10 protein-coding genes are annotated in these 11350 nt (G+C 56.9%); 4 read left to right on the top strand and 6 right to left on the bottom strand.

All coding sequences use genetic code 11. The features are described 5' to 3' along the window. Nucleotides 1-362: 362 nt before the first annotated feature. Nucleotides 363-1256, bottom strand: a complete 894-nt coding sequence (locus ABEV74_RS22570; RefSeq protein WP_430149860.1) for a hypothetical protein — start codon at nucleotides 1254-1256, stop codon at nucleotides 363-365. 176 nt (nucleotides 1257-1432) lie between these two features. Between ABEV74_RS22570 and ABEV74_RS22565 the strand changes: the two genes are divergently transcribed. Then, complete coding sequence (locus ABEV74_RS22565; protein WP_213530899.1) at nucleotides 1433-2188, top strand: YwaF family protein; 756 nt, start codon at nucleotides 1433-1435, stop codon at nucleotides 2186-2188. A 610-nt stretch (nucleotides 2189-2798) separates the two neighbouring features. On the opposite strand, the gene ABEV74_RS22560 is transcribed toward ABEV74_RS22565, so the two are convergent. The 5 genes from ABEV74_RS22560 to ABEV74_RS22540 all read right to left on the bottom strand — a co-directional run bounded on the left by ABEV74_RS22560 (nucleotide 2799) and on the right by ABEV74_RS22540 (nucleotide 8399). Further along, nucleotides 2799-2996, bottom strand: a complete 198-nt coding sequence (locus tag ABEV74_RS22560; protein WP_430149857.1) for a cation transporter — start codon at nucleotides 2994-2996, stop codon at nucleotides 2799-2801. 138 nt (nucleotides 2997-3134) lie between these two features. Continuing rightward, entirely contained in the window at nucleotides 3135-4979 is a 1845-nt protein-coding gene (gene abc-f / locus ABEV74_RS22555) for a ribosomal protection-like ABC-F family protein (RefSeq protein ID WP_430149854.1), read from the bottom strand. Between the two features lie 459 nt (nucleotides 4980-5438). After that, a complete protein-coding gene (locus tag ABEV74_RS22550) occupies nucleotides 5439-6512 on the bottom strand; it encodes an oxidoreductase (protein WP_430149850.1) in 1074 nt (357 codons plus the stop codon). A 13-nt stretch (nucleotides 6513-6525) separates the two neighbouring features. Further along, on the bottom strand, nucleotides 6526-7638 hold the full coding sequence (locus ABEV74_RS22545; RefSeq protein ID WP_430149848.1) for a Gfo/Idh/MocA family protein: 1113 nt from the start codon (nucleotides 7636-7638) through the stop codon (nucleotides 6526-6528). Further along, on the bottom strand, nucleotides 7635-8399 hold the full coding sequence (locus tag ABEV74_RS22540; protein ID WP_430149846.1) for a phytanoyl-CoA dioxygenase family protein: 765 nt from the start codon (nucleotides 8397-8399) through the stop codon (nucleotides 7635-7637). Before ABEV74_RS22540 ends, ABEV74_RS22545 begins: the two co-directional genes overlap by 4 nt. Nucleotides 8400-8552: 153 nt before the next feature. Between ABEV74_RS22540 and ABEV74_RS22535 the strand changes: the two genes are divergently transcribed. From ABEV74_RS22535 to ABEV74_RS22525, 3 genes are all read left to right on the top strand, one after another. After that, entirely contained in the window at nucleotides 8553-9722 is a 1170-nt protein-coding gene (locus ABEV74_RS22535) for an MFS transporter (protein ID WP_430149844.1), read from the top strand. A 225-nt stretch (nucleotides 9723-9947) separates the two neighbouring features. Then, the gene (gene lplA, locus ABEV74_RS22530; RefSeq protein WP_430149841.1) at nucleotides 9948-10961 is read left to right on the top strand and encodes a lipoate--protein ligase; all 1014 of its coding nucleotides are present in this window, start codon (nucleotides 9948-9950) and stop codon (nucleotides 10959-10961) included. Between the two features lie 161 nt (nucleotides 10962-11122). Then, on the top strand, nucleotides 11123-11350 hold a 228-nt coding region (locus ABEV74_RS22525; RefSeq protein ID WP_430149838.1), incomplete at its 3' end, for a hypothetical protein.

Raw genomic sequence — 11350 nt, 5'->3', positions numbered from 1 at the left:
TTCGAAATTCAGGTTTAATTTTCTACATACTTCATACCCGTCCATTCCGGGCATCATGACATCCAGAAGTATCAGTCCGGATTGCATTTCAATGCTATGTCATCCCTTCGGGTCCACTAGACGCAAACAAAATATTCCATTCTTCACCAAGCAATGAATGAATCAATTCAATCGTTTGTCATCGTATCGTTTCGTGTCAAGAGACTCACCCGTTACGTTAGTGGAATCAGCCTTCCTTAACAAAAGTGTTAATTCTTGCTTAGTGGACTCCATCAGAATCGCCAGTCGATCGACCATTCTATTCCTTTCAATATCAAACCCCGATCCGGATTGTGCGGACCGGGGCAGACGATCTAATACTGCTATCCGTTGAGCCGTTGCTGAACCATCGCCGCCACTTCGTCGGGCTCCTCCCATACGAACGGCCGAATCCGCTCCGAGTTGACGGACAGCCTGTCCGCGTCCGTGCGGTGAACGGTCCAGATAACCGGGATGTCGAGTCCGAGCGCGATGCCACCGCCGAAATATACTTCGGCCGGATGACCGGTCAAGTCGGCGATCAGCAGCTTGCTTTCAGATATGAGGCGAATCATTTGGTCGCCGTACCGGACATCGTCCGAATTGTCCGGCATTTGCGGAAAGTAGCCGCATTGCTCGATCTTCGGCAGCACATGCAGCGTCCATGTCTTCCGCTGCTCTTCGATTGCGGGCATCAGCACGCAGCACGGCTTGAGCTTCTTCCCCGACATGCTGTGCTTTGCTTCTTTCCAGCCTTTCTCGGTTAGCCGGAACGTCGTCCCAGTTCGCTCAATCGATCCTTCTTCCTTCAGCTTCTCTATAATATAAACCATTTCCTGTAAATTCGGCGAATAAGTCAAATTGTAGCTGGACGGCAGACGATGAATGATGACCGCCTCGCCCGGCTCTCTGGAATGCCTGTACAAAAATTGCAGCAACCGCCGCCCTTTCTCTTCGATCGTCGCAGGCAGGCGGGGCGATTGCTCGATCTTCTGCAAGTCGTCAAACGACAGCGCGACCGCCTCCTCGCAATCGGTCAATTCCCGGATATAGGCGCTTATGATTGGAAACTTGGCCCTTTTCTCGTTATATGACAGTTTGTCGAAAGCGTCATAATCGTCTCTCCGCAAACCGTAGAAGCTTCCCGGCGCGCAATGGCAGCCCAGGAACCAGTCGTATTCGCCTTTTGGCCTGATCGGCACAACCTGATCGCAAAACAGACAGCGTTTCGATTCCATGCGCAAATCTCCCCCTCTCTTTCAACGTTCGCAGCGGAAAACGGGTATGGGGGCATTGGCGCGATTAAGATTTTCTCATTCCGTTTCTGCCTTCGGGGCTGCCGGCTTGTGCCGATCGTCAGGTGCGGATAAGATGAAGATGCATGGCAAAGAGGAGCAAAATAAGGGGGAATGGGATGGAACGGTGGTTCGAAGCGGAACACGCGGCGCCTTTCGCCGCTTTCGGCATACCGCATCTGGCGGCATTGGGCGGAGCTTTACTCGCCGTACTCGCGCTGTATGGCTTGCGGTCGAAGCTCCGCCATCCGCGTCGGGCGGCATGCGGGAGATATGCGCTGGCAACGCTGCTGACCGCGAGCGAGGCGCTGTTAAACGTTTGGTACATCCGGGAAGGCATTTTCTCCGCGAAGTCTACGCTGCCGCTGGAGCTGTGCAGCATTTCATTGTATCTCTCCATTTTAATGCTGCTGACGAGAAGCCGCCTGTTGTTCGGTATTGTCTATTTCGCAGGAATCGGCGGGGCATTGCAGGCGTTAATTACGCCGGCGCTCGATTTCGGTTATCCGCATTTCCGGTTCTGGCAGTTTTTCGCGGCCCATACCGCCATCATTCTCGCCGCGCTCTATATGGTATGGGTAGAAAGATTCAGACCGACGCTGAAGTCAATCGCCGTTACGATGGGCTTCCTTAATGCGCTTGTCGTCATCGTCGGGTATGTCAACCACGTCACCGGAGGCAATTACATGTTTCTGGCACGCAAGCCCGATACGCCGTCATTGCTCGATTACCTTGGCCCTTATCCGTGGTACCTGCTGTCCATGGAAGGTATCGCCCTGCTGACCTTCTCGTTCCTCTATTTGCCGTTCGCCCGCTTTCCCGGAAGCAGAGGCGCAATAAGCGGACAAAGCCGTTCATCGGAGAAGGACGCCTGAACTTGCCGCACGCCGACGGCGAACGGGGCTGTCCCAAAAGGTCTTGAAAGACCTGGGGACTGCCCTTCTTTTTTTGTCTTATAGCGGTCTCGTCCGCCACCGGACATTGAGGCAGAAGAGCAGCCGTCACGATTATGTTGCTGTCGAACCGCTCCAGCGGGCCGGTGTCACCGGCGATAGCCGAAGATGGCTATGCCAGCGAGCGATGCCGCCGCCGATAGCCGAGGATAGCTATATCAGCGGGGCACGTTGTCACTGGCGATAGCCGATCGACCCTTTTCCGACGGGCAGGGGCGCCGGTAACAGCTGAGGAGCGGTGAATAGTGCAAAAGTGCAGGATTTTCGCCCCTGACGGATGTCTTAGGCTCAAATTTCTGCGAAAGTGCAGAATTTTTTGATCGTTTCCGTCTTACAAGGCGCTTGGAGGTCAAAAATACTGTATAAACGCAGGAATTTGAGCGTTCGAGCTGTCAATAGCGGAAAAAAACTGCACTTTTGCAGTATTGGTTTTGAGCCGGAAAAAACTTATCGAATATCCTCTCGCACACCACGCTGACAAATGAGCCATGAACATGTGAGACAGCCACATTTCCGCAAAACCGTATGGGCATTAGACGACATCGTAGCCCTGATCCTCGATAATGGTCCTGATTTTCTCCCGCGAAATTTTCGTCGCGTCGTAATCGACCTTTACGCTGCCGGATGCCAAATCGGCTTTCGCTGTCACGCCGTTTTGCTTTAACGCGCCTTCAATGCTGCTCACGCAATGACCGCACGTCATTCCTTTTACTTTCAGCGTTTCGATCATGGCCATCCCTCCATTTTCGCACATATCCCGCTTATACCCTATGGGGGTATATTATGGGTGTTTCCATTATAATATCCTCCCTATAGGTATGCAAGAAAATGCGCCAATACCCCATCTGACTGCAGATGTCCGTCAGGCTCACGGATTAGGGGGCCGCTTCCCGTCCTCCATTTCCGCGATGCGCCGGCGCAGCTCCCGAATATTTCGCATCAGCTCCTGACGCTCCTTCTCGTCTTCGGGAGATTCGCGGCTCATCAGCACGGCGAGTTCCAGTTCAAGCTGGCTGCGTTCATTTTCCCGGTCCCGTTCCGCAGGCGATAACATACGGCTTCGGTCCGTGGCGGCATATTCATCGTAGGTTCCGGGGAACAGCCGAGGACGGCCGACGCCGTCCAGTACGATCAGCCGGTTGGCAAGACGGCTGACCAGATAGCGGTCATGGGAGACGAGCACGAGCGCGCCGTCATAGTGCAGCAGCGCTTCCTCCACCCGCTCCCGCGTATCGATATCGAGATAGTTGGTCGGCTCATCAAGCACGAGCAAATTCGCTTTGCTAAGCAGCAGCGTCAGAAAGGCAAGGCGGCATTTTTCCCCCATGCTGAGCGCCCGGATCGGCTTGTATACATCGTCTCGCGAGAACATAAAGCAGCCGAGCAGCGTCCGGGCCTCCGTTTGCGTCATATCCGGAACGGTCAGCAACCGGTCCAGCAACGTCTCATCCATGCGGAGGCTGCGAAGCTCTTGCTCGAAGTAGCCGACGCTTGCCTGGGGATGCAGCCGGACCGACCCTTCCAACGGCTGAAGCTCACCCGTCAGCAGCTTGAGCAGCGTCGTTTTGCCGGTGCCGTTGGCGCCGATCAGGGCGATTCGGTCGCCCCGGTCCACTTCGAGCTCCAATCGGTCAAACAGTTTTCGATCGGCCGTATAGCCGAAGCTGACCGCTTCCATCCGCAGCAGCGATGCCGGAGCAAACCGTTCGCTCTCCAACTGCATATGAAGCTGCGCGGGGTCACGGGGCTTCTGCACCTTGTTGTCGTCGAGCCGTTTCAGCGCCGCTTCCTTCGCATGCAGCCGCGAGACGTTCTTCTTCGCCTTCGATCGGTAGAAGTCGTTTTGACCTGCCGCTTTGTGCGAATGTCGAAACCATTCGGAATAGCGGCGAATGCTTTCCAACAGCTTGTCGCGTTCCTGCTGCTGCTTCTTGTACAACGTTTCCTGCGCGCGTCTTTCCAATTCCTTCTGCTCGCGAAAAGCCGTATAACCGCCCGCATACCGCTTGCACCCGTCGGAGACGAGCTCGATCACCGCCGTCGCCGTCCGGTCGATGAATGTACGGTCGTGAGAGACGTACAATACCGTTCCCGGATATCCGCTCACCCATTCTTCGAGCCATTCCAAGGTACCGGCATCAAGATGATTGGTCGGTTCGTCCAGCACGAGAAAGCGCGGCTCCCGCACGATAAGTGCCGCCAATTGCGCTCTCGTCTTCTGCCCGCCGCTAAGTCGGTCGAACGGCAAATGCCATAACGACTCGTCGAGACGAAGCTGGCGCAGCGCCTTCTCGGCCTTCACTTCCCAATCGTAGCCTCCAAGCTGAAGATAACGATCGTACGTCTGCCCGTATTGCTCCATCGTCTCGTCCAGTCCATCGGACCCGCTCATCGCGGCCTGCAGATGTTCCAGCCGCTTCTTCAGCCGGTACGGTTCTCCGGCTCCCGACAATACGAACTCCGCAAGCGGCATCTCCTCCTGCCCGGCGGCATGCTGGTCGAGCGATCCCCACTGCTCGAGCGGAAGCAGGCGGGATACCGTCCCCCCGTCAAGCGGAATCCGTCCGAGCAGCGCTTGCAGCAGCGTCGTCTTTCCGGTACCGTTGCGTCCGTACAGAGCGATCCGCTCGCCTTCCCGGATTTCGAACGATACTTGCTCGAACAACGTTTCGCCGTTCCATTCCTTGCGCAATTGCTTCGCTATCACAGTCATGGCGTTACCCCCATTTTCGGCAAAAATGAATAAAACCGCGGCCGGCGGTCGGCACACGGTCAGTCTCCATGCGAAAATGGGTCGGCATGCTGCGAAATGCGACTTGATCGGCATGCGCAATGCCGGCCTTGTTCTTCCCGACGGTTCCCTTGCGAAAAAGCCTGTCGAGGCCGGACAAGGAGTAAGCAAAGCACGATGCGCGCATGAGCCGGCATTTCGGGAGCAGCTCCGATTCGCGATAAACCCCATTTTGACACACGTATCCCGTGACCGCCGCCTTGGGCAGCAATGGCCTTGCGGCCTTCTTACGGTCTGTTGATCGGGTACATGTGTCATTGGTGCATCGCAGGACTCCTCCATTACATTTCCGAATGAATTTGAAAATCTTGCCCGTATTGTAGCGCAGTTCGAACGTCTTTGCAAGCTCTTGAAACCGAAGGGAAAGCAGGCGAACGGCTGCTACAGGCGGACAGCGAGCGTCCGTCCTTCACGGCTGCTTTGCAGCCCGAGCTCAAGCAGTCTGATCGACTTGCGCGCTTGCTCCGCCGTTACGGCCAAATCCGCGCCTGCAGTCAAATGCTCGTATATATTGCGATAATACGAAACGTAGGAACCGGCCTTCGTCTTGAGCCTTCCTTCCATTTCCAAGCCGTCCGCTTGCGCGTGCAGCCGTCCCCACTGCGCTTCGGGTTCCACGCCCCAGCCCGAAGATGCGGGACTCATACCCCGGATCAGCGCCTCCTCCTGGGGATCGATGCCATGCTTGACGAACGAGCCGTTCGTGCCATGGAGAACATATCGGGGGCCGGGTTCGCGGGCGAGCAGCGACGCCCCTATCCTGACGATCAACGGGCCGGGATATTCGAGCGTCACGTCGAAATAATCGTCAGCGACGGCGCCGTCCCTAAGCGAGCGAATGTCCGCGCGAATCGTCTCGGGCGGGCCGAACAGACAGAGCACCTGATCGAGAAAATGGACGCCGAGATCGTACCAGATGCCCGCTGCCGCAGCCTCCCCTTCCCGCCATCTGGAAGGATCGGGCACCGGACGGAATCGGTCCCAGCGCAAGCTGCATTCGACGAGCCGGCCCAGCGTTCCGGCGTTCACCAGATCGCGGACGGTCATAAAATCTCCGTCCCACCTGCGGTTATGATAGACGCTTAACATTTTGCGCTGCCGGGCGGCCAGCGCGATCAGTTCGTCCGCCTCCGCGCTCGTTGCGGTGAAAGGCTTCTCCACGACGACATGCTTGCCCGCCAGCAGCGCTTCGCGGGCAACCGCATAATGCGTCGGACTCGGAGTCGCGACGACGACCAGATCGATGGACGCGTCCTCAAGCACTTCATTCACATGGCGGACGGTTTCCGATTCCGGATAGAGCTTCCGGGACGAATCGCCGTTCCGCTCGACAATTTTGGCCAGCCGCATACCCGGAACGGCCGTTATAACCGGCGCATGAAACACTTTCCCGGCAAAGCCGAATCCGACAAGGCCGACCCGGATTTCCTTTGTTTTGTCATATTCGTGTTGCATCGCACTACCCTCCTTACTCGTCCAGGCGGTGGCCCGGAAGGCCGAGCGGCAGCGGCGCCGGCCGTTCCGTCTTCGCGGCAATTTCGCTGGCGCGGCCGGATGCGGCGGCGTCGAATACGCCGAGCATCACGTCGAGGACATGGCGGGCCAGCTTGCCGCTTGCGCGGTGCGGTCTGCCGGAACGGATCGCATGGGCCATATCGGCAACGCCGATGCCGCGGCTGTTGTCCGTAAAGCCGTGCGAATAAGGCATCTCGCTCGTCCGGCCGTTCCGCTGCTTCAGCACGATCGGCCCGCCGAACATGTTCGGATCCGGAACGATCAATATGCCTTCCGTGCCGTATACCTCCAATCTGGGCATATAGCCGTAGCTCTCCTTGGCCGTATGCAGCGTCGCAATGACGCCGTTATCGAAATCGAGAACGGCGGCCGCATTCATCGGCGCGGTTACCGGCACCGTCTCGCCGTACCGCGGCGATTGCGGATTGGTCACCTTCGCTTCCCGGCGCAGCTGGGCGACGGTGCCGGTGACGCGGCGCACCGGCCCGAACATGGCGACAAGTGCGGTAATGTAATACGGCCCCATATCCATCATCGGATCGCCGCCGAGCGTAAGAAAGTTATGAAAGTTAGGGTGCCCGCTGTCCGCCGGATTTCCCATCAGAATTGTGCCGCTTGCCCCGTACGGCGTACCGATCCAGCCGTCGTCGATCAGCTTCAGCGATGTCTGCAGGCCGCCCCCCAGAAACGTATCCGGCGCGCAGCCGACGCGAAGACCTTTCGCTTCCGCCAGCGCCAGCACTTCATCCGCTTCCTCCCGCGCAAGCGCAAACGGTTTCTCGGTGTAGACGTGCTTGCCGGCCTTGAGCGCCTGCAAATTGACGGAAGCATGAACTTTCGGCGCCGTCAGGTTCAGCACGATTTCGATGTCCGGATCCGCCAGCAGCTCGTCGACCGTACACGCGCGCGGCACGCCGTACGCCTCCGCCTGCCGCGCGGCAAGCTCGGGCACGATATCCGCGCACGCCGCCACTTCCAAGAGCTCGAACATTTCCGTACAATTTTTCAAATAAATGCCGCTGATTTGTCCGCAGCCGATGACGCCGATTTTCACTTTGTTCGTCATGCGTGACCTCCTGTAAACGGATGCAGCCCCGGCCAATGAAGCCAAATGTTCTCCATCGACTGCTGCCAATTGTCCTTCGTAATCCCCTTATGCTTGATCCGGAAAAAAATGGCGTACCGGGTATGGGGAGACAAGTTCTGGCTCACTCCGTGAGACAACGTATAGTGGGCGATGACGATATCGCCGCGGCGCGCCGTCACCTGAACCGGCTCCGGCAGCTCGACGGGAGGCATGCCGTTCAGCAGCGATTCCGCGCCATGTTCGCGGAAATATTCGCCGTTGATCCGGTGGCTGCCCGGCCATACCGTAAAATTGCCCGCATAAGGACCCGCAACATCGCTCAGGAAAATGCCGACGAGTGCCGTAAAATTGCCGATGATCCCTTTCGGCACGCCGTTCGTCGGCGAATACATGCCGTCGATATGCGGATGGACGTTGCCAGGCGGATCGTCCTTCCCGGGAAACCGCAAAGCAATCTGCCCGCTCCGCACCGGTTCGATGCTCGCGGTATCGATGACGGATCCGAGCAAATCGAACGCCGGCGTCTTGTGCAGCAAATCGGTAATGACCGGCTCGGCCTGCAATTCCGGGCAAAACGATTGCGCGCGGTAAATCGGCAGCCTCTCCGGCGGCAACCCTTCTCCGAGCGAACGATTGATGGCACGGATGGCCGCATCCGTCATAATATCCGGCACGACTCCGGGGACGGTTACGTACCCTTGTTCGAACAATTGTCTTTTCTGCGAAACCGTCAGCTGCATGAAATTTTCAGCTCCTTATCGGTTGGATTCGCTTTCATCATTTGTAACTTATTCGCCCGTCCGGCGCTAAACTCCTGCTTCGGAAAATTTCTTGCCAAATATGTTTGGCTGCTCCAAAATATAAAGAAAACGAACGATAAGGAAGCGGTGCTTGTGCCTGTAAATCTTTACTATTTTTTGTTCTTCTACGTCGTCTTTTATATGGGCAATGCAGTGTACGGCACGTTTCTTCCGGTCTACTTCGTCGAGGTCGGATATACCGAAGCCCAAATCGGGACGCTGCTCAGCCTCGGTCCGCTCGTGGCGATTATCGCGCAGCCGGTTTGGGGCACGCTCGGCGACAGGGCCGCCACGAAAAACCAGATTCTGAAAGTGCTGATCGCCGGCAGCGGCATCTCGATGCTGCTTTATCCATTGTCGGACCATTTCTATTATTTAATGGTTATGATCTGCGTGTTTACGTTTTTCCAGACCTCGGCATTCGCCATTAGCGACGCCATTACGCTGGAGACGATCGACCGGCTGAAAACCGGCAATTTCGGGCTCATCCGGATGGGCGGCACGATCGGCTACGCCATCATGTCCGTCGTGTTCGGCATGATCGCCGTGAACCATATCGGCTCGATGTTCGTCGTGTATGCGATCGTCATGGCGGCCAGCTTCCTGCTGCTGACCCGGTTTCCGGCCGTCGCCGGCCACCAGTCGAAAGGACGCAAAATGCGTATCTGGGTGTTGTTCCGCAACCGGAAGCTAGTGCTCTATCTTGGCATCAGTTTCGTTATCCATGTGACGCTTGGCTACTACTATTCGTTTTTCCCGGTATATTTCAAAGAAATTGGCGGAAACAACGCCTTGCTCGGCTGGTCGATGCTCATTTCCTCACTCAGCGAGATTCCGTTTCTGCTGTTTGCAAGCCGGATTATGGTCCGCATCCCCATTCCGTTCATTCTAATGGGCGCGGCGGGCATTACCGCGATCCGCTGGTATGTGACGTCTCTCATCCACGAACCGCTCTGGATGCTGCCGGTGCAGATGTTGCACGGCCTTGTCTTTATCGTGCTGTCGGTTACGATGGCGACGTTCATTAACCGGGAGGTGCCCGATGAACTGAAGGCAAGCGGCCAGACGCTCAACGGTTTGCTCAGCCTCGGCATCGCCCGCATAATCGGGAGCTTCGCCGGCGGCATGGCCAGCGAAAGCTTCGGCATGCGCAGCGTCTTCTTTTACAATTCGATCATCACCGTCGCTTGTATCGTCGTCTTCGCCATTCTGTTTTGGGTTTATCGCGAGCCCCGTTCGCGTCAAATCAAAATGAGCGGTTAACAGGAGTGGGCACCGCGCACTTGTCCTTGCGAACATCTCGGACGTCTTATGTAAACGTCCTACAGGGCCAATACCTCCATTGACCGCCGGTTTTTTCCGGGACAGCAGTCCGGCTTGACAGCGGCATACGGCCAAACTATCATGAAGACACGTCTCGCCTTATATGCAGCGGGGCGATAACGGCATGCCGGACAAGCCGGCAGCCGAAATGCACGGAGGACGGCCATGAAATTTATCGATAACCGAGGTATAACGGACCCTTCTCTTAATTTGGCGCTGGAAGAATATGCTCTCCGCCATTTTCCGATGGACGACAGCTACTTGCTGTTTTATATCAACGAACCTTCGATCATTATCGGCAAAAACCAGAACACGATCGAAGAAATCAATGCGGATTACGTGCGCGAACACGGGATTCACGTCGTGCGCCGGCTTTCCGGAGGCGGCGCGGTGTATCACGACCTCGGCAATCTCAACTTCAGCTTTTTGACTCGCGACGACGGTGACTCCTTTCACAACTTCGCCAAGTTCACCCGCCCGGTTATCGATGCGCTCCGCAAAATGGGCGTTGACGCTGAACTGAGCGGACGGAACGACATTCAAGTCGGCGAGCGCAAAATATCCGGCAACGCGCAATTTTCCACGAAAGGCCGGATGTTCAGCCACGGTACGCTGCTGTTCGACTCCCGGATGGAGAACGTCTCCTCCGCCCTGAACGTCAAGCCGATGAAAATCGAATCGAAAGGAACGAAATCGGTCCGCTCGCGCGTCGCCAACATTTCCGAGTTTCTGTCCGAGCCGATGACGATCGGCGAGTTCCGCGACGCCCTGCTGCGGGAGTTGTTCGGCTGCGAGCCGGAAGATGTGCCGCGCTATGACATGACGGAAGAAGACTGGGCCGGCGTCCGCAAGCTCGCCGATGAACGGTACCGGAATTGGGACTGGAACTACGGACGCTCGCCCAAATTCAACATCAGCAACGCCTACAAATTCCCTTCAGGTATCGTCGATGTCCGTCTGGACGTCGTCGACGGACGGATCGCAAGCGCAGCCATCTTCGGCGATTTCTTCGGTTTGGGCGACGTAGCCGAGCTGGAAAGTCTGCTGACCAACGTGCGGTACGAAGAGGCGGCGCTGCGCAAGACGCTGCAGAACGTCGACCTGAACTACTATTTCGGAAAACTGACGCCGGATCAGTTTATTTCGCTGCTGCTGCTTCGCGACATTCCAGCCGAATAAAGCGCGACGCCGCGGCAACGCCCGTACTTAAACGCGATCGCAAGAGCCATAAAGGCTGTCCTAAAAGGTTTGAATGACCCAGGGACCGTCCCTTCTTTATTTGTCCTATAGCGGTCTCGTCCGCCACCGGACATTGTGGCAGAAGAGTAGCCGTCGCGATTATGTTGCTGTCGGACCGCTCCAGCGGGCAGATGTCGCCGGTGTTAACCGAAGATGGCTATGCCAGCGGGCAGATGTCGCCGGTGTTAGCCGAAGATGGCTATGCCAGCGAGCGATGCCGCCGTGTTAGCCGAAGATGGCTATGCCAGCGAGTGATGCCGCCGCCGATAGCCGAAGATGGCTATGCCAGCGAGCCGATGCCGCCGCCGATAGCCGAAGATGGCTATGCC

Source organism: Paenibacillus cisolokensis (assembly GCF_050481165.1).
Taxonomy (GTDB): domain Bacteria; phylum Bacillota; class Bacilli; order Paenibacillales; family Paenibacillaceae; genus Paenibacillus_AH; species Paenibacillus_AH cisolokensis.
Note: the sequence above shows the minus strand (reverse complement) of the source record. Positions and strands in the feature narration are given on the sequence as shown.